This window comes from Asticcacaulis machinosus (assembly GCF_028550435.1).
Lineage (GTDB): Bacteria > Pseudomonadota > Alphaproteobacteria > Caulobacterales > Caulobacteraceae > Asticcacaulis > Asticcacaulis machinosus.
The window spans coordinates 763,257-781,795 of the sequence record NZ_JAQQKV010000001.1; the positions used below are offsets into that span (position 1 = coordinate 763,257).

Genomic DNA, 18,539 nt, shown 5'->3' on the forward strand with positions numbered 1-18,539 from the left:
TCCTGATCTGAAAACAACCTCTGGAGCGTAAGGGCATCACCGATGGTCAAACATCACGCGCGCGCGTGATGCCGATAATTTTCCCCTAAAGCGCGAATTGTTCACCATAACTAAATTGGCCAGCATCCGGCGGGAGGTGCCCGATGTGAGAGGCCATTCGTAATGGGAGCTAAAAATGTTATTCAAATCTGAGGGCTATAAATTCGAGGACTATGTCGAACACACCAACCGGATACTCAACGCTGACATACTGTTTGACCACTTCGTTGAGACTATGAAAGGTCAGGGTTACGATCGTATCATTTTTTCAATTCCAAGAGATATTGAGCTATCCAAGGCTCAGAACCGCCTCGGCCTGTTTCACAACTATCCCGATGACTGGCAGAAATTCTATGCTGAGAAAAAATTTGAGAGTCTGGATCCGGTACTCAAATTTGCAGGGTCCTACCCGTGGGCTTTCAGATGGCGTGACATTGAACGGACACACACCTTAAGTCACAGGCAAATCCGCTTTTTCCGGCAAGGCGAAGAGGCTGGTCTGAATAACGGCATAGGCATTCCCCTGCATGGCAAACATGCCCAGATAGCCGGCGTTGCTATGGCATGTTCGGTGATGAACCCGGGGCGGCAATCGAACCTCGACCTCATCAGTGCCTACTGCCAGCAGTTTTACTTGAGCTTCAAGCGCTTAAACTGCCGGGACGCTCCCCCTGTGGGTGTCGTTGCGACGCTAACACCTAAGGAGACCGAGGTCCTGACCTGGCTGGCCACAGGCTGCAGCGACGAGGAGATTGGCCGCAAACTCGGCATAAGCGCCAACACTGTGGATAGCCACCTACGGAGTATTTATCATAAGCTTCAGGTCAACGGGCGTCTCCCCGCCGTCGTTAAGGGGATAATGTCAGGTCTAATAAATCCTTAGGGTCACGCGAGCGCGTGATGTTTTAAGGCGCCAAGCGGACTCAGACTGTAGCCTCCAAAGGAGGTGCTACATGATTATCGCCATTTCATATCACAATCTCAACGCTCACTACGGTCTCTATCTCAGTTCACTTAGACTGCGGCACCAGGAGTTTATTGAACGCCAACGCTATGACGTCCGCACGCTTAACGGCATGGAGTTCGATGAATATGACACCCTTGCCGCAGTCTACCTGGTTTACAGTGAAAATGGACAGGATTGTCTCGGTGTCAGCCGGCTAACCCCCACCGACAAAGGTTGCATGCTGGCGGACCATTGGCCGGAATTGGTCGATGATAAGTCGCTACTCAATTCGCCGGAAATCTGGGAAGGCACAAGGTTTTGCATTGACAAGGGCCTCCCCTCAGACCTTAGGCGCCGTATTTGTCACGAGCTTGCCTGTGCCTATCTTGAATTTGCGATGGCGAACGGCATTCAAAAGATCATCGGGTTGATGCCAACCTTTATCCTGCGTTCAGTCTTCGAGAGATCGGGCATTACTTTGGAGCGCTTGGGTAAAATCATGCAGATCGGCGCACATCCCAAGATTCAAGCCGCGTCTATTTTGGTGACGAACGATCAACTCAAAAGCGTTGAAGCCACGACCGGATTGTCGGGCGTATTGGAGCAAATGCAGTCCACGGCGAACTATCTTCTGGCCCGCGAGGGTCGGGCCGCTTGACTCCGATAAATCCGCGGCCAGCACTGTCGACGCGCGACGATACCCTAATGGGTATCGTCGACTCACTGCTTTTTTTGCATCAATCCGCGTCTGAGCAGCAACTCTATGAAATCGCTGATATTCTGGAACAGGCGCTTACCGCCTGTTTGATTGAAGGGTCACAGTCACGCTTAAAGTCATAAATAAATTTCTAATGTGGTAAATTACAACCGGGTCCGCAGGCGTTGTAAGTGCGTGCAACACATGCTACCTGCAACCCTAGTGTGTAAAATATTCCCTCAAAAATCAGGATATAAAGCTATGAGCGATGACGCTAAAAGCCCTCACCCAATTGATGTTCATGTCGGCAACAAGGTCAAACTTCGGCGAAAATTTATGGGCATTAGTCAGGAAGAACTGGGCTTGGCCGTCGATGTAACCTTTCAGCAAATTCAGAAATATGAAAAGGGATCGAACCGTATTAGCGCTTCAAAGCTCTACGAGATTTCAAGATATCTAAAGGTCCCACTTGATTATTTTTTCGATGTTAACATGCCAAATGACAACCCCGTGGAAGAGATTGCTGCGGAGCAAGCCGTGTCCGCGTTTTTGCTGACCTCTGAAGGCCTGGAAATCGCGCAATCCTTTCCAAAGATTCGCAAGGGCCCGACACGCCGCAAAGTCCTGGATCTTGTTCGTACTCTAACTGACGAAAACTGACCCTTGAGCATCGCAATATTTGCGAAAAAATTTATGCGACATCACGAAGGTTCGTTATGCACAAATCACTTATCTGATGATTGAATCGGGGTGTGGTTAGGAGCTTTATAATGATACATTTCAAAGATTTCCCCCCCGGCGCCGTGAAGTCATACCCTCGTGCCATGGGCTCGAGTTATATTCCCACAGCCACTTCACGGGTTAAGGGCATTTGTCATGCCATCTAAACTCGCACGAAAGCCGGCCAATAATTCGGGTTCGAACGATCTGCAGTATGACGATTTTGTCGATCGTTTAGTCAACGCGCTAGAATATTTAAGCCGGGAAGCCAAGGCCGCTAATCTTACATCCATCTCCGAGGTGATCACTGACGCGGCACAAAAATCACTGGACATCTATGTGACCCAAAAGTGGGCCGAACTTGAACAAGCGTTGCAGGGTCAGTCCTCGGAATTGAAATCCAAGATGAATTGACCTTGCAGGGGATGCGGACGTCCCCCCGCATCCCCATTCATATCGAAGTTCCTGCGTCCAGAACTTGATTTGCATTGACGATAATCCGCGCAATGCGACATAGTTTCGCTTAGGCATTGACAGCAAGCCTACGGGACTTGTCCTCGCCCCGTCGAGACCATGCCTATGACCAGAAGGACTTGATGAACAAACCCAATCCGTTTCTAACCAAGATTGTGACTAACGGCCGGATGAGAGATTTCCGCCGCGCGCCCTTTCATATTCGGCGCGGCAATTGGATCTCACATTTTCCACCACGCCTAATCCTTGCGGTGATATTTTTAGCTCTGATGTTGGCCGCCGGCACCCTAACGGCTTTTGCACTGAGACGCACAGATGGTGTCGTAAGCCTCAAGGGTGAATAACACCTATCATAATACCCCGCACGGATGCGGCTACACGGCTATTGACGTCAAGTTTCCGAAAGATATGGCGCATATGCGAATCAACGGTGTTACGAGAAATGTTAAGGGCTGCGCCAATCTCATCATCCGTTCGTCCCGTCGCCACGCGCATCAGTATCTCTCTTTCCTGAGGGGTTAGGGTGATAGGCAAAGAAGGCTTAGACTTTGCATTTAAACGCTTATACGCCGTGTAAAACCAGGTGCAGTAGGCGTTGATCAGATCCAGATCTTTGAGGCATTCGTCCTGTTTGTGGGACGTTGCCAGGGCGACACCCGCTATTTGAGCGCCTTTTCCGCGCAAGGGGATGCCCACACCGTTATTTAGGCCCGCCTCTTCGCCTAAGCGCATGAATTTAACTTGCGCCTTGCTTAGGGGCAGGTCGCGCTCAAGGTCAGACCACTGAAACGCAAAGTCATAGGTAGCGGCGCATTTCAGGACGGGATCGATTCTCGCAAAATCTTTCTCAAGGTAGAACTTATGCCAGTCCTCAGGGTAGCGGTGAAACAGTCCGATCTGGTTTAAATGCTCAGGCAGATCGGGATCGCGGGGAACGGAAAAAATAAGGCGATCATAGCCGTAGCTGCCCATGACAGAGGTGAACCTGTCAAATAGCGCTTCAGTCGATGTCTCTTGAGAGTTTTGCGAGATAAAGTCCCCGAAACTATCAGATCGCATCATTGGACACCCCGAATCTATCCCACCCACACTGATCCTTTATCACTGCGTACTCAATTGCAATCCATGTCGAATTCACACACTCGTTACCACCTATGGGTGTGCCCGTCATTCAAACTGAGAATTAGCAGATTGGGTTTGATTGAATTGCTTCGCTATCGCTAAGGGTGGCCTTGCGTCCTTGAGGACGAGGTGACGGACAAGCGCAGTATTTCAAGTCATTAGGCGTACCCAAGGCAAACCAATACCTCAGTCGCTGCCACAAAAAAACAGGCACGACTTGACCCGGCTCAGACTTTTGTCGCCTCTTGCAAAGATATCCTTATAGCTTCCATTGCCTCGACAAATGACAGCTTAGCGCTCATTTCCGGCAGGCCGAAGTAGACGCCTTCAAAATCTGCCGCAGTATCCTTGAGTAGCCACTCCAATGTCGAAGCATCTTGCGACACCTGACGAAGATCGGCCTCGGTCATGGCCCGTGTTTCCCAAACGGTCAGGAGGTTCTCAACCCGTTTGAGGATGGCCGCGAGCGTACCCAAGGCGCAGGCCCTCCCCTTAACAATCGGCTGTGGCAAACTTTTCATGGCGTCCGTAACCGCGGTCAGCCGTTGCTGATATAACCGGGTGCCTTCCGGATTTAGGCTCATATCTCGCTCCATACTCAACCTGGCACGGCGTAATCCGACTCGCCCATGCCGTATAGGCTTGGCAATCCGACCGTATTGGTTTTCATTGGACGCTCGCGGAGGATCGGCCAATGTGCAATCTATATTCGATGACGAGCAACGCAGAAGCTATCCGAGCTTTGGCGAAAGCTATGAAGAGTTCCGTTGGCAATCTGCCCATCTACGAATTTGTCGGCGCGAATGGATTTGGCCCGTTGGTGCGCAATACACCAGGGGGCCGCGAGTTGGCCCTGAGCCGCTGGGGCATGCCGACACCGGCCAAGTTTCTGATTGGCAAAAATTACGATGCCGGGGTGACCAATGTCCGAACGACCGCGTCACCACATTGGCGGCGATGGCTGGGCGTTGAAAACCGATGCCTGGTGCCTTTCACCTCTTTCAGCGAACCGGATCAAGCCAGCGGAAGTAAAATCCTTCATTGGTTTGGCGCCAATGCGGAAAGGCCACTTATGTTTTTTGCCGGAATCTGGACGCCAGCGTTCACCAGTGTCCGGAAGGTCGCAGAAGGTCCCACCACAAACGATCTCTACGGGTTCCTGACGACAGATGCCAATGCGGAAGTAAAAGCCATCCACCCCAAAGCGATGCCGGTGATTCTTCGGTTCGAAGAGGAGCGCGAGCTTTGGATGACCGGAACATGGGAAGAGGTGCAACACCTACAACGTCCCTTGCCCGACCGCAGCCTGACCGTGGTCGCCACGGGGCGAAGAAAGGACGGAACTCATCTCGACGGGATGGCGTAATCTGTGCCCCCTGCCGCTTCCGGCCAAGGCGATCTGTTCTAATGGTCGACGATCCGTTTCGACTCGAACGGTTCGTCGAGGCCCAGGAGACAGTGTACGATCAGGTCACGTCGGAACTCGCCGCCGGACGCAAGCGCACACATTGGATGTGGTACATATTTCCGCAACTGGCAGGCTTGAGCTTTTCCAGTATGGCGACGCATTTTGGCATCACTTCGCTATTAGAGGCCGAAGCCTACCTTGCTCACCCCGTACTGGGTCGACGACTGTACGAATCAACACGACTAGCCATCGAGGCCCCAGCCCCATCCCTTAAGCACTTACTCGGATCGCCAGATGATCTGAAATTTCGCTCATCGATGACACTGTTCGAAGTTGCGGCAAACAGCCGGGAATTCATTTTCCACGAGGCTCTCGACAAGTGGTGCAGTGGCGAGGCGGATCAGCGAACTCTAAAAATTTTGGCTTCAAAATAAGTCAGTATGAAAGAGATCAAAACGCGGTAGGTTAGGAGAGCTATTCGGTTTGGGTGCCAGAATGACCTACAACCCGACACTTACCTATCCTCATAAACACCCCCTGAAAATAGGTCGAGGAATTTTTCCCCTTTTAAATCAACTCTCTATTTTTAAAGTAGGATGATCCACAATCACCCCAGTGGCGACCCCATGCCCTCGCAGGGCGACATCGATATGACCAAGGCCATCATCGCCGCCGGAAAGCCGCTCAAGATCACCGTCCACGATCACCTGATTGTGGGCCGCGAGGGCGTCGCCAGCATGAAACAGATCGGGTCGATCTGAACCTAAGAACTCCCCCTGTTGCAGGGGGAGCTTTCATTTAAGCTGAGCTTAAATGAAAGAGGGGGTAAATTTTCTGGCTTGCGTCAACTTACCCCACCACCATCTACGCCCTGCGTGCTTGATGGTCCCCCTCCCCTCCAAGAGGGGAGGCTCCCCCCCCCCCTTACTGCCTGTACCCCCAGGTGATCATCCAGCGATCCAGTTCGACCAGCGACGTCAAATCCTTGCCGCGGTCGTACTCAAGCCCAAACGCGAAATGGCTGGTGTCGGTGGGATAATACATAGCCCGCGCCCCCAGCCGGTCGGCACTGGCACGGTTTGAGGTCACATCTTCGCGGGCGCTATATTGCATATTCATGCCAAAGGTCGGCAACCCCGCCGGCCGTTTAAGGCGCACACCCCATTCAATATCATATCCCAACCGGCCATATTGCTTAACGTTATTCAGCGTGACCTTATCGCCGGGATCATCAATGCCGACATAGTCCGCCACAATGGTCATGTTGGCGTTCTGGCACCATACGCAGTATTCGCGCTTGGGGTCACTATCGCCATAGAGCCAGTATTGCACTGGCGGCTTTAGCGAGGCCTCAAAACGCGTCAGAGACGACTGGAATTCATCATCAGACTGCCAGGCCGCCGTCAGATTGCCGATATAGGCATGTTCGGCCTCATCATCGGCAAAGCGGAAACGGCTGCGGATACCGAAATCAAGGTTATTGACTTCGCTATAACGGTTCCAGTGGGTGACCCGCTCATAGGCCACGAACGGACGGATATTGCCCGAGGTCTTGGTTGCGTCGGCTTCATCGCCCCACTGGGCTATATCAGGCGCGGCAATCGCGGCGCGGATATTGACGATCGCTGACTTGTCCGAAGCGCTTTTGTAATATGAGATTCTGGCCGGATCACGTTGAGAATATTTCTCTTTTTCGGTTTGGCTAACGTTTGACGCGATCCTGAACCGTGACAGGAAACTGCGCTTTTCCTGAATGGCGGGCAGGGTCTTTTCCGTGACGGTTGGCGGCGTGACCTCAGCCACCACCGGCGGCGGCGGCGGGGTCGTGCAGGTCAGGACATAGCCCGCATTATTCGGATCATAAAAGGCAGCTATACGGGCGATATCGCCTTCGGGTTCCGGCCAGTTGGCTTTCCATTCCAGCTTAAAGCCCCGCCCCTCACGCACGCTCAGCATACGCGAGGCGGCATTACGAAGTTGCGCCAGTGACGCCTCAGCAGGCTGACAGGATGCACCGTCGCAGATGGTCGTGGCTATCCGCTCCCCCAACGGCACCGATTGTGGCCCCATGAACGTCACATCCAGCGTCACCGGATAGCGTGATAACAACTGGGCAATCGCCAGATCACGCGGCAGGACACGCTCATCGCCACTGGGTTCGCACGCTTTGGCTTCCAGTTCGACAAAGGCCGCGTCTGTAAAGTTGACGGTACGCACCGGCATTTCGGAGCTGGCCATATTGGCGCTTAACAGCAAGGCAGCGATCAGACTTCCCAAGGACAAAACCCGTAATCGTGTGTTTGGCGGTGAGTTTGCAATGCAATAGTTTTCAAACTTTTACCGCCCACACCAGCATTTGCAAGCGCCAAGGGATAAAATCAATTTGAATAGGGTGATTAACGGCGGCGCTTTGCCGCCTCAAACAACCGCCAACCTAACAGAACCATCAGGATCGCCCCATAAATCAGCGGCATGGTCTTATCGGCCTTGGCCAGCAGGAAATAATGCAAAACCCCCAGCGGCACGATGACATAAATCAGCTTATGCAGGTTGCGCCACACCCGCCCGCCGATGGCCTTGATCGCCGCATTGAACGACGTGAGCGCCAGCGGGATCAGCAACACAAACCCGATCATGCCAAAGGTGATATAGGGGCGCTTGACAATATCCTTCCAGATCGCGGCCCAGTCGAAATACTGATCGACGGCGATATAGCTGGTCAGATGCAGTAAAATGTAGGCAAAGGCAAAAAGGCCGATCGGGCGGCGCCAGCGGATCAGGCGCGGCTGTTTGAAGATGCGCGCCACCGGCGTAATGGCCAAACCGACAATCAATAATCGCAGGCCCCACACCCCAAGCTGGCGCACAATCGTCTCGATCGGATTAACGCCCAGGTCACCGTTATAACCCCGCCAGATCAGCCACAGAAGCGGCAGCAGACACAACAGGCAGATAAAAGCGATATCTAAGGTAAAGCCTTTTTTATTTGATTTTACCATGACTTAGAAAAACTTCTTCAAGTCCATATTGCGGTACATGCCAGCCACCTGATCACCGTAACCGTTGAACATCAGGGTATCGCGCCGGCGGAACTCACCAATGCGTCGTTCCGTGGCCTGCGACCAGCGCGGATGATCAACATTCGGGTTCACATTGGAATAGAAGCCGTACTCATTAGCGCCGTACCTCTGCCACGAAGTCGGCGGCTGGCGCTCGGTAAAGGTGATGTCGGTGATCGATTTGATCGACTTAAAACCATATTTCCACGGCACCACCAGCCGGATCGGTGCGCCGTTTTGGTTGGGCAAAAGATCGCCGTACAACCCTACCGCCAGAAAGGCCAGCGGGTTGAGCGCTTCGTCCAGCCGCAAACCCTCCACATAAGGCCAGTCGAGAACATTTGAGCGCAAACCACGCATTTCTTTTGGCTTTTCGGCCGTCTGAAACGCAACATATTTCGCTTTTGAATTGGGCTCAGCCTGCTTGATCAGGCTGGCAAGCGGAAACCCAATCCACGGAATAACCATCGACCAACCCTCGACGCAGCGCAGGCGGTAAATACGTTCTTCAAGTGCGTTTTTCAGAAGGGTTTCAATGCCAATCGTCTGCGGTTTTCCGCACAGCCCACCGATTTTCACCGTCCACGGCCGGGTGTTCAGGCTGGCGGCATATTTGGCCGGATCGAGCTTATCGGTGCCAAACTCATAGAAGTTATTGTAGCCGGTAACCGCGTCATATTCTGTCTTTTTCTCATGGGTCGAAAACGGCCCCGGCTTATAGGCCAGCTTGCCCTTGACCTGCGCGGCCTCGGCATCCGTACCGTCCATCATATCGCAACCGGCGACCGCCGCGGTTATACCAAAGCCTAAGCCCAGCTTCATAATCTGGCGGCGCTGATCATAGACGCCTTTGGGCGTGACCTCGTTTTCGCTGATGTCGCCATTACCCGGACGGATGCGTTTGATGAACACGGTAACCTCCTGCATTTACGAAAGCCTACACTAACTACTGTAAGTGTATACGCCCGTCGCCGGATTCAGGTTACCGCTTCATCGGATTTAATGCAGCGACACGCCCAATTCTTTGGCCGCATCGACCGAAATCTGCCCCTGCGCCAGACCCTGATCGGCCTGAAATTTCTGCATGGCAGTGACGGTCTTGGTGCCCAGAACGCCATCAATCGCGCCCGGATCATAGCCGCGCTTTTTCAGCGCCGTCTGGATTTCACGAATCTTGGCAGGCGTCGCGTTACGCTCACACAGAACCTCTGACCATACCGGCTCAGCGTCCTTTAGGGTACGGGTTTTGGTCACCATCCTATAGGTCGCGGGGATGACGATCTTTTCCGTGCGGGCCTCTTTGACCACTTCCTGAACTTTTTTGGTGCCATAGACTGCCGGAATGACACGCTCTTCAAAGCGTTCCGGTTCAATGATCTCAGTCCGCGTCACCTCACGGGTCACCGCCGGTATTTTGATTTTACGGACACGCTCAGGCTCGATCTCAACCTTACGCTCAACGATGTCGTACTCTGCCGGGATCAGTTCCAGACAATAGACATCCTGCGTGCGGGCGTCCTTGCGATACTTTTTGCCATCATTATGGTGACCGTCATGGCTGCGGGTCGGCTGTTCCTTACCCGGCCAGGTCAACTTGCCATCCTGACGGTAAGCGACCGGCTGATAGTCCCCGGCGGAGATCACCGCCACCTTCGGGGCGATCGATTTTTGCAGCACCCATTCCTCGCGCGCCTCACGCACCATGACGCGTTCCTTGCGGTACTCATAACGGGCGGGGATGATCTCTTCGCGGTAGCTGGCCGCTTCTACCACCTCGGTGTCACGAACCTGACGGGTAACGGCGGCGATACGCACGCGCTCGACCCGCTCAGGGCGGATAACGGTGTCTTTCTCAACCCAGCGCGTCACGGCGGGAATGGTGCGGGTTTCATAGCGCTCAGGTGTGGCCTCAACCTTGGCCTGATAGGTCTCGGTCACTGGCGGCTTAATCAGGCGCGTATAGCACTGACCGGCGCGCGCCATCTTGCGCACGTCGGTCGGCAGGGCGTGATGTTCTTTGGTGCCTTCCGGGCAAGGTTCTTTCAGTTCAGCGCGCACCTTGGCCGGTTCGGGCGCCGGCGCCGGCGGCATCGGGCCGGAGGTCACCTTGACGGTTTCCGTCACATCGGCCACACGTACCGGCCTTTTGGCCTGCTTTTCGACCTTTTTAACGACGGGACGGGCCTTTACGGGCGGCGCATCATCTCCACCGGCAAAGGCAGGCATCGACGGAGCGGACAGGCTAAGGATGGCAGCCACCGCCACCGAGATATTCAAACCGCGCATGTTTAATCTCCTAAACCGTAACGCCGTGCCCACGGCTCATCCTACCACGAATAACGCGGCACAGTTTAGAATATTAACACAAACTTAACCAACATTAATCTCCCGCAGGCGGGTAAATTAACGATATTATTCAGCTTTTTACTTCCGCTCATCCGCGATGAACGGCAAGGGCGACCGCCCGCCCGAGCGCTTGTGCTCAAAAAGCGAAGCGTTAGCACGCTTCATGGGCGAGGAGCCTAGCGGCGCTTGAGCGACTAATTTGAAGAAATATAAGCGGCTAACCAGAACAAAGGCGCGTTCCAGTTAATGGCCACTTCGTTGGTCGAATAGCTGTCGATATGGTCGATATAGCAGGTCTGCGGCTTGCAGTTGGCGAAGATTTCTTTCAGCGCCGGGTCAGCCGCATTACGGTTTTGCGGCCCACCGGCCAGCACACCCGGTGGCGGTGGCGGCAAGGTTTTGTCCTTCGACGGTGCCCAGAAGCGGTGGTGCGGGTGCTGCATTGCGTTTAAGCCATAACCGGACACATAGGAAATCATATTGGGGTTACGGCCCAGCAAATAGTCCATCAAATGAATAGATTGATCGAAATAGTTCTGATTTTTGGTGAAGCTATGCGCGTAGCTTAAAATCATGCCGCGGTTGGCGAAATCGGCGTTCGATCCCCACACATAGGGCCGGGTCATCGGGATCATATAGCCCTCGCCCGCCGTCTGGGCGGCATAGGCGTCGGCGGTTTTGATAATCGCCTGACGCGCCCCGTCACGCATATCCGCCGGGATATTGGGCGCGATGCTTAAACTCAGCGTGCCCAGCGCCTGCACCGAGCCCCAGGAAATATCACCGTTACCTTGGGCGTCACCGCTGGGCGAGGCCAGATAGTCTGGGGATGCCCGCACGATTTTCTCATACTCCGCCTCACCTGTGGTGATGAAAAGCTCCGCTGCCGCCCAGTAAAACTCATCCGTGGCCTTGGGGTCGCCATAGCCGCCCCCGCCGCCTTGCAGCACATCAATGGCCAGCACATCCGGTAATCTTTGCGCAGCCGCGAACGCCCGTTTGGCCGAGATCAGACATTTGGCGGCATAGGCATCATCGACACCTTTGAACAGGCGCGCACATTGGGCCGCCGTGGCCGCCAGATTAAGCGTCGCGGTCGTTGACGGATAGCTCAGGTAACGCTTTTCGGTATCCAGATGCGGCAGCATGGGTACGGCGGTCCAGTGCTCATCGTGCATCTTATGATGAGCCATGCCCGACGCATCGACCGTGCTGAACTGAAGTTTATCGAGCGTTTTCATCTGGTTGCCGCGCGGCAGTTTCAGGGTCGTGCCGTCCGGCACCTGCATGGCCATCATGAAGTCCATTTCAAAGCGAACTTCGTCGAGCAGATCATTGATGCCGTTAGTATTTTCCGGAATGTGGACCTTGCCGTCGGCAAAATCAGAAGCGCCCTTTGAGAACTCATACCAGTTCATCAACGTCCAGACGGCGATCCCGCCATTGACGACATATTTGCCCTGATCGCCCGCGTCGTACCAGCCTTTGGAGACATCGAGCGTGTAGGGGCAGCCACCCCAGTCATTGCCACGAAAATCCTTAGGCCCATAGCAGGTGGCCTTATCAGGATTGTGCGCCACCGGCCGCGCCCAGCGTTCCCCGACATATTTGGCCTCAATCGCCACACTGGCGCGCTGATGATAAAAGAAGGCCAGCGAATCGTAGCGCAAGCGGTCATAGACTTTAGGGTCGATATCGAAGGGTTGGCTGACCTTATAGCTCTGCCCCTGCTTAACCCCGACCAGATAACCCTGCCCCGGTGTTTTCAGGCTGGAAAAATCGATCCGGTATACCACCTTGCCCGATCCGGTATTCAGGCCGAACGGCTCAGACGTACCGGACAGGACTATTTTATTGATCGCATCCTTAACCACCCATTCGATAGGGCCATAGGCCACATCGCTGCGCGCGGGCGCATCTTCCGGCACGGCATAGATAGCCATCTTGGGCGATACCGGTAAAAAACCGGTCTGGTTCAGGGCCGGAAACTCTTTGTAGTGGTATTGCAAGGCTTTCGGAAACTGCGGCTGCCCCACGGCCCCGCCGCCGTAAAAACCAGCGCAGGCCGACACAATAAGGGCTAACCCCATACCGATGACCGACGTCAAAACACGTTTAGCCATGACTGATCTTCCCTGATGTTAGCGTTATCTTTCGTTAGCCCTAGCTAACCCCGTCAATCCCCAAAAGTACATTTAAATCTTGACTCAGCGCCCGCATCCGCCCAACAGAACCGCATATTTTCTGTCCCCCAAAATCGGATGCCCGCCATGATCCCCCGTTACGCCCGCAAAGACGCCACCATCATCTGGGACCCGGCCACCAAGTATAAAATCTGGTTCGAGATCGAAGCCCACGCCGCCACCAAGATGGCCGAACTGGGCGTGATCCCGACTGAGGCGGCTGAGACCCTGTGGGCCAAGGGCAAGGACGCCGCTTTTGATTCCGACCGGATCGATGAGATCGAGCGCACTGTAAAGCACGACGTCATCGCGTTTCTGACCCACGTGTCGGAAATCGTTGGCCCCGAAGCCCGTTTCCTGCATCAGGGCATGACGTCATCGGATGTGCTCGATACCTGTTTCGCAGTTCAGCTTCAGCGCTCGGCTGATCTGCTGATCGAAGATGTCGATCTGCTGCTGGCGGCGATTAAGAAACGCGCGCTGGAGCATAAATTCACCCCGACCGTGGGCCGCTCACATGGCATCCATGCCGAGCCCGTCACCTTTGGCCTGAAACTGGCCGGTTACTACGCTGAGTTCGTGCGCGCCCGTAAGCGCCTCGAAATCGCCCGCGAAGAAATCTCGACCTGCGCCATTTCCGGTGCCGTCGGCACCTTTGCCAACGTCTCCCCCGATGTCGAAGCCTATGTCGCCGATAAGATGGGCCTGAGCATCGAGCCGGTATCGACGCAAGTCATCCCGCGCGATCGACATGCCGCGTTCTTTGCCGCTTTGGGCGTGGTTGCGTCCTCGGTTGAGCGTCTGGCGACCGAAATCCGTCACCTGCAACGCACCGAAGTGCTTGAGGTCGAAGAATTTTTCTCCGCCGGCCAAAAAGGCTCATCGGCCATGCCACATAAGCGCAATCCGGTGCTGACTGAAAACCTGACCGGCTTGGCCCGTCTGGTGCGCTCCGCCGTCGTGCCCGCCATGGAAAACGTCGCCCTGTGGCATGAGCGCGATATCAGCCACTCCTCGGTCGAACGCGGCATCGCGCCGGATGCCTGCGTCCATCTGGATTTTGCCCTGCGCCGTCTGACCAATGTGGTCGATAACCTGCTGATCTATCCGGAAAATATGCAGAAAAATATCGATCGCCTGGGCGGTCTGGTCTATTCGCAGCGCGTGATGCTGGCCATGACCCAAAAAGGCATGTCGCGCGAAGACAGCTATTCGGCCGTTCAGCGCAACGCCATGAAGGTCTGGCGCGGCGAAGGCAACTTCCTCGATTTCCTGTCGGCCGACGAAGATGTCTCGAAATTCTTCACCCGTGCCGAACTGGAGCCGTTCTTTGATATCGGTTACCACACCAAGCATGTCGATACGATCTTTGCCCGCGTGTTTGGGGCGTAAAAGGTAAAGCCTCCCCCCTGATATCAGGGGGGACACCGGCTAAAAGCCGGAGGGGGGTTAATCCAGCGGCAGTAACCCCACCCGTCTCGCCGCTTCGCGCCGATCCACCCTCCCCTGATATCAGGGGAGGTGCTTTGGAGTACACCATGTCCCTCGCCCTTAACGACGCTTTCGATTTTGCCGGTTACCAGAGCCGCTTTGCCTCCAAGGGCCGTATCCGCCTCGAAGGCGCGCTCGACAGCGAAGACGCCCTGCAGGTGCATCACGCGCTGGAGCAGCAAACAGCGTGGGAGTTGCACCTGATGTCGGCCCAAGGTGAGCCCGATGTGATTTCACGCACCGAATTGTCGGAACTGAACGACATGGCCATTCAGGATCGCCTGTCGGCGGCGGCGGAACGCGCCCAGACCGGCCTGTCCTATCTGCACCTCGGTTATGACCTGACGTCGAAAGCGGCCATTGAAAATCTGGACGAAGGCCATCCGCTGCTTGATCTCACCCGCCTGATCTGGTCGGCAGAGTTTGCGGCGTTTTGTGAAAACCTGACGGGCCTCAGCGGGTTGAAACTGCGGTCTTTGATTGCCACCGCCTATCGCCCCGGTGATTTTTTCACCATGCACCAGGATTCCGGCGCAGCGCTCAGTTTTGAATGGAACTTCACCCACGACTGGCGCTCGGACTGGGGTGGTCAGATCCTGTTTCATTCGCCGTCCGGCGATATCGAAGGCGGCATCATGCCCCGCATGAATGACTTAAGCCTCTACAGCGGCGAACAGCCACGCTCCATCAACAGCGTCGCCGCCTTTGCCGGTGCCCCGCGCTTTGCGGTTTCCGGCCGGTTTGAATAGATCAATATTAAACGGCACGCCTTTTGCTTTTGTTCCGACCTCAGCTTTTAGTTGAGCCGAAATAATACAGAAAAAGGCGTACTCAGATGGAACCGCAATCCGCCACGCTTACGATGTGGAGCAAGCTTGTCGACCTTCATGTCTTTCATGATAACTTAAAGCAGGAGCGACTGCGCCGCTTCATGCCCTTTCAGCTTGGGCTGATGGCAGGCTTTGCCCTGTCGGTCATGCAACTGATTGCCCCGACCTACCCGTTCTCGGTGCCGGATGTGGGCTACCGGATCATATGGTTCACCTTTGCACTCGGCTTTTGTTATATGGGCTTCAACTATGCCCGCCGCACGATGGCGATCGATACGCGCAATGCCGAATATGCCCGCACCATCAAGAACCAGCTTCGTCACTTTGAACAGCGCCTGAAACCTCTGTTCGGTGATATCGACTTCATGCCCTATGAAGGCCAATATAAGGTGCTGAACGAACATTCGGTCCATCTGGATTCCAACGGTGATTACCTGATCCCGCGCACCCGCCGCTCAGAGCCCGCCCGTATCGATCACCTGGGCGAGCATGATGAAGACATGGTCGAGACTTTGCCCGCCGAAGACGCCCCGCGTCGTCGCTCATCATCCAGCCGCCGCCGCAAGTCCGGCAAATATTTTCTGGACTTCACCCATGTGGCCCGCCCGGCCGCCTTTCATGAGGCCCGCATCCTTCAGGTCGTGTCGTGGACCTGGGTGGCGTCGCTGATCTGCCTTTTGATGACCTCGGCCTTTGTGTTTAATTTCATTCACTGGCGCGTGTAATCGACAACGACAATAAAAAAGGCGGCGCATACCAGCGCCGCCTTTTTTGTGTCTTGCAAAGACGTATGGATTTATTGCTCGCCCTTCAAAGCTTCGCGGGCCTGAGCGTGATATTCGGCAACCTTAGTGCGAACTTCTGATTCGCTGACCGACAGGTTCGACGCCTTAAGATCACCTAAAACCTTGCGGATCACATCTTCTTCGCCGGGCTGCTCAAAGTCAGCGCGCACGACGGCCTTAGCATAGTCTTCAAGGATTTGGCCTGTCAGGCCCATTTTTTCACCGGCCCAAAGACCCACCATGCGGTTGCGGCGGGCAGCAGCCTTAAATTCCAGTTCCTCACTGTGGGCGAACTGGTTTTCAAAGCCCTTGGAACGATCTTCAAACGTAGTCATCTGGTAAAAACCTCTATAGTGCTTTTAAGCTTTAATGCGGCTTATTCCGGCGTGCAATCGAAACCGTCATTTACATCGTAAAAGTTTTTGATTATTTGCAGCCACTACACGCATCAGATATGATGTACAGGCCTTATCCCAAGGTATCCGAAAGGCAGTTTCAGACGGCAAATCCTGCTCCGCCCCCTGATGTTTTCTATCATCAGGGTTTTGGTGTTTTTGCTGACCACGCCGCCTTTCTTAGTTTGACTGGAGATGGTGATGACCACCAAAAGCCGTAAGAAAATCTACGAAGGCAAGGCCAAGATCCTTTATGAGGGCCCTGAGCCCGGCACACTGGTGCAGTATTTCAAGGACGATGCCACCGCCTTCAACGCCCAGAAAAAGGCGGTTCTGGACGGCAAGGGTGTCATCAATAACCGCATCTCCGAATTTGTGATGACCAAGCTGAACAATATCGGCGTTCAGAACCACTTCATCAAACGCCTCAACCTGCGTGAGCAACTGATCCGCGAAGTCGAGATCATCCCGCTTGAGGTGGTGTGCCGTAATGTGGTCGCAGGCAGCATGGCCAAGCGCTTTGGCCTGCCGGAAGGCCAGCAACTGCCGCGTTCGATCATCGAATTCTACTATAAGAACGACGCCCTCGAAGATCCGATGGTCACCGAAGAGCATGTCACGGCGTTTAACTGGGCCAACACTCAGGAAATCGACGAAATCCTGGCTATGACCCTGCGAGTCAACGATTTCCTGTCAGGCATGTTTGCTGCGGTCGGCATCACCCTGGTCGATTTCAAGATCGAATATGGCCGCCTGTTTGAAGGTGAGTTCTCGCGCGTTATTCTGGCCGACGAAATCAGCCCTGACTCGTGCCGTCTGTGGGACGCCCAGACCGGCGATAAGCTGGACAAGGACCGCTTCCGCCGCGATCTCGGCAATGTCATCGAATCCTATGCCGAAGTCGCCAAACGCCTCGGCATCATGGGCGATATGCCCAAGGTGATCGAAGGTGGAATCACCTCGTAAGAAAGTCCCTCGGCCCCAAAGCGTTGCTCTAACGCTTCGCTTGTTGAGAGCGGCCTCGGTGTACTTTCTTACGTTTCGATATTAAGAAAATTTTCTTGGGGCGGCCCTTCGAAAATTTTCGCTTTGATTATTAGATGAAGTGAAAATTATGAAAGCTAAAGTTCACGTATTCCTGAAACCCGGCGTTCTGGACGTTCAGGGCAAGGCGGTTGAGGGCGCCCTCAATGGTCTGTCGACCGTTCAGGGCTGGGCGAATGTATCCCACGTCCGCGTCGGCAAGGTGCTGGAGTTTGATGTCGCGGCCACCACCGCCGAAGAGGCCAAGGCTCAGGTCAAGGACATGTGCGATAAGCTGCTGGCCAATACCGTCATCGAATCCTATACCATTGAGGTGGCGTAAGATGTCGTTTAAGGCCGCCGTACTCGTATTCCCCGGCTCTAACTGCGACCGCGACTGCAAGGTGGCTGTTGAGCGCTCAACTGGCGGCCATGTCGATATGGTCTGGCATCAGGACACCGCCCTGCCCTCTGGCCTCGATCTGATCGTAGTCCCCGGTGGCTTTTCCTATGGCGATTACCTGCGTTGCGGCGCTATGGCATCTCTATCGCCGGTGATGGCTGAGGTCGTCAAGGCGGCTGAGCGTGGCGTCAATGTTATCGGCATCTGCAACGGTTTCCAGATCCTGTGCGAATCCGGCCTCCTGCCCGGTGCCCTGATGCGCAACAACACCCTGAAATATATCTGCAAGCCGATCGAGCTTAAGGTCGAAAACCACAACACCGCCTTCACCCAGGGCTTTACCCCCGGCAAAAGCGTGTGGATGACGCAAGGCAACGCTGACGGTAATTTCGTGGCCGATGCCGACACACTCAATGCCATTGAGGGCAACGGTCAGGTCGTTTTCCGCTATGTCGAAAACCCCAATGGCTCAGCCAATGACATCGCAGGCCTGATGAATGAACGCGGCAATGTGCTGGGCATGATGCCCCACCCTGACCGCGCATTCGAAGCTGAACTGGGATCAGACGATGGGGCTATCTTATTCCGCAGCCTGATGGAACGGGTGGCTGCGTAACG

General features: G+C 54.6%; 21 protein-coding genes. 13 read left to right on the forward strand and 8 right to left on the reverse strand.

The features are described 5' to 3' along the window. Positions 1-175: 175 nt before the first annotated feature. The 4 genes from PQU98_RS03615 (at position 176) to PQU98_RS03630 (ending at position 2,816) form a co-directional block, all read left to right on the forward strand. Positions 176-922, forward strand: a complete 747-nt coding sequence (locus PQU98_RS03615; RefSeq protein ID WP_272743512.1) for a helix-turn-helix transcriptional regulator — start codon at positions 176-178, stop codon at positions 920-922. 70 nt (positions 923-992) lie between these two features. Next, on the forward strand, positions 993-1,643 hold the full coding sequence (locus PQU98_RS03620) for an acyl-homoserine-lactone synthase (protein ID WP_272743513.1): 651 nt from the start codon (positions 993-995) through the stop codon (positions 1,641-1,643). Positions 1,644-1,943: 300 nt separating this feature from the next. Further along, positions 1,944-2,342, forward strand: coding sequence for a helix-turn-helix domain-containing protein (locus tag PQU98_RS03625; RefSeq protein ID WP_272743514.1), 399 nt, complete (start codon positions 1,944-1,946; stop codon positions 2,340-2,342). A 216-nt stretch (positions 2,343-2,558) separates the two neighbouring features. Then, positions 2,559-2,816 (forward strand): hypothetical protein, encoded by a 258-nt coding sequence (locus tag PQU98_RS03630; protein WP_272743515.1) that lies wholly within the window; start codon positions 2,559-2,561, stop codon positions 2,814-2,816. A 390-nt stretch (positions 2,817-3,206) separates the two neighbouring features. Here PQU98_RS03630 and PQU98_RS03635 read toward each other — a convergent pair whose 3' ends face one another. Both PQU98_RS03635 and PQU98_RS03640 read right to left on the reverse strand, forming a co-directional pair. Beyond that, positions 3,207-3,938 carry a helix-turn-helix transcriptional regulator gene (locus PQU98_RS03635; protein ID WP_272743516.1) on the reverse strand — a complete coding sequence of 244 codons (732 nt, stop codon included), beginning with the start codon at positions 3,936-3,938 and terminating at the stop codon, positions 3,207-3,209. A gap of 287 nt (positions 3,939-4,225) precedes the next feature. Beyond that, positions 4,226-4,582, reverse strand: a complete 357-nt coding sequence (locus PQU98_RS03640) for a hypothetical protein (RefSeq protein WP_272743517.1) — start codon at positions 4,580-4,582, stop codon at positions 4,226-4,228. 110 nt (positions 4,583-4,692) lie between these two features. Here PQU98_RS03640 and PQU98_RS03645 point away from each other — a divergent pair, with 110 nt between their 5' ends. From PQU98_RS03645 to PQU98_RS03655, 3 genes are all read left to right on the forward strand, one after another. Next, positions 4,693-5,364, forward strand: a complete 672-nt coding sequence (locus PQU98_RS03645; RefSeq protein ID WP_272743518.1) for an SOS response-associated peptidase — start codon at positions 4,693-4,695, stop codon at positions 5,362-5,364. Between the two features lie 41 nt (positions 5,365-5,405). After that, complete coding sequence (locus tag PQU98_RS03650; protein ID WP_272743519.1) at positions 5,406-5,840, forward strand: DUF1810 domain-containing protein; 435 nt, start codon at positions 5,406-5,408, stop codon at positions 5,838-5,840. Positions 5,841-6,002: 162 nt separating this feature from the next. Beyond that, positions 6,003-6,167 carry a JAB domain-containing protein gene (locus PQU98_RS03655; protein WP_272743520.1) on the forward strand — a complete coding sequence of 55 codons (165 nt, stop codon included), beginning with the start codon at positions 6,003-6,005 and terminating at the stop codon, positions 6,165-6,167. Between the two features lie 163 nt (positions 6,168-6,330). Here the strand turns inward: PQU98_RS03655 and PQU98_RS03660 are convergent, their stop codons facing one another. The 5 genes from PQU98_RS03660 to PQU98_RS03680 all read right to left on the reverse strand — a co-directional run bounded on the left by PQU98_RS03660 (position 6,331) and on the right by PQU98_RS03680 (position 12,934). Beyond that, the gene (locus tag PQU98_RS03660) at positions 6,331-7,644 is read right to left on the reverse strand and encodes a hypothetical protein (RefSeq protein WP_272743521.1); all 1,314 of its coding nucleotides are present in this window, start codon (positions 7,642-7,644) and stop codon (positions 6,331-6,333) included. A 158-nt stretch (positions 7,645-7,802) separates the two neighbouring features. Further along, on the reverse strand, positions 7,803-8,405 hold the full coding sequence (gene msrQ, locus PQU98_RS03665) for a protein-methionine-sulfoxide reductase heme-binding subunit MsrQ (protein ID WP_272743522.1): 603 nt from the start codon (positions 8,403-8,405) through the stop codon (positions 7,803-7,805). A gap of 3 nt (positions 8,406-8,408) precedes the next feature. Continuing rightward, a complete protein-coding gene (gene msrP / locus PQU98_RS03670; RefSeq protein WP_272743523.1) occupies positions 8,409-9,377 on the reverse strand; it encodes a protein-methionine-sulfoxide reductase catalytic subunit MsrP in 969 nt (322 codons plus the stop codon). A gap of 87 nt (positions 9,378-9,464) precedes the next feature. After that, positions 9,465-10,751, reverse strand: coding sequence for a peptidoglycan-binding domain-containing protein (locus tag PQU98_RS03675; protein ID WP_272743524.1), 1,287 nt, complete (start codon positions 10,749-10,751; stop codon positions 9,465-9,467). Between the two features lie 254 nt (positions 10,752-11,005). Continuing rightward, entirely contained in the window at positions 11,006-12,934 is a 1,929-nt protein-coding gene (locus PQU98_RS03680; protein ID WP_272743525.1) for a glycoside hydrolase family 9 protein, read from the reverse strand. Between the two features lie 147 nt (positions 12,935-13,081). On the opposite strand from PQU98_RS03680, the gene purB reads away from it, so the two are divergent. From purB to PQU98_RS03695, 3 genes are all read left to right on the forward strand, one after another. Next, the gene (gene purB, locus PQU98_RS03685) at positions 13,082-14,386 is read left to right on the forward strand and encodes an adenylosuccinate lyase (RefSeq protein ID WP_272743526.1); all 1,305 of its coding nucleotides are present in this window, start codon (positions 13,082-13,084) and stop codon (positions 14,384-14,386) included. Between the two features lie 146 nt (positions 14,387-14,532). Further along, positions 14,533-15,234 (forward strand): 2OG-Fe(II) oxygenase family protein, encoded by a 702-nt coding sequence (locus PQU98_RS03690; RefSeq protein WP_272743527.1) that lies wholly within the window; start codon positions 14,533-14,535, stop codon positions 15,232-15,234. Positions 15,235-15,320: 86 nt separating this feature from the next. Beyond that, the gene (locus tag PQU98_RS03695; RefSeq protein WP_272743528.1) at positions 15,321-16,040 is read left to right on the forward strand and encodes a hypothetical protein; all 720 of its coding nucleotides are present in this window, start codon (positions 15,321-15,323) and stop codon (positions 16,038-16,040) included. A gap of 71 nt (positions 16,041-16,111) precedes the next feature. Here the strand turns inward: PQU98_RS03695 and PQU98_RS03700 are convergent, their stop codons facing one another. Further along, positions 16,112-16,435, reverse strand: a complete 324-nt coding sequence (locus PQU98_RS03700) for a DUF1476 domain-containing protein (protein ID WP_272743529.1) — start codon at positions 16,433-16,435, stop codon at positions 16,112-16,114. Positions 16,436-16,696: 261 nt separating this feature from the next. Between PQU98_RS03700 and purC the strand changes: the two genes are divergently transcribed. The 3 genes from purC to purQ all read left to right on the forward strand — a co-directional run bounded on the left by purC (position 16,697) and on the right by purQ (position 18,537). Continuing rightward, complete coding sequence (purC, locus tag PQU98_RS03705; protein ID WP_272743530.1) at positions 16,697-17,461, forward strand: phosphoribosylaminoimidazolesuccinocarboxamide synthase; 765 nt, start codon at positions 16,697-16,699, stop codon at positions 17,459-17,461. 148 nt (positions 17,462-17,609) lie between these two features. Next, positions 17,610-17,861, forward strand: coding sequence for a phosphoribosylformylglycinamidine synthase subunit PurS (purS, locus tag PQU98_RS03710; protein ID WP_272743531.1), 252 nt, complete (start codon positions 17,610-17,612; stop codon positions 17,859-17,861). Between the two features lies 1 nt (position 17,862). Then, a complete protein-coding gene (purQ, locus tag PQU98_RS03715; protein ID WP_272743532.1) occupies positions 17,863-18,537 on the forward strand; it encodes a phosphoribosylformylglycinamidine synthase subunit PurQ in 675 nt (224 codons plus the stop codon). The last annotated feature ends 2 nt before the right edge of the window (positions 18,538-18,539 follow it).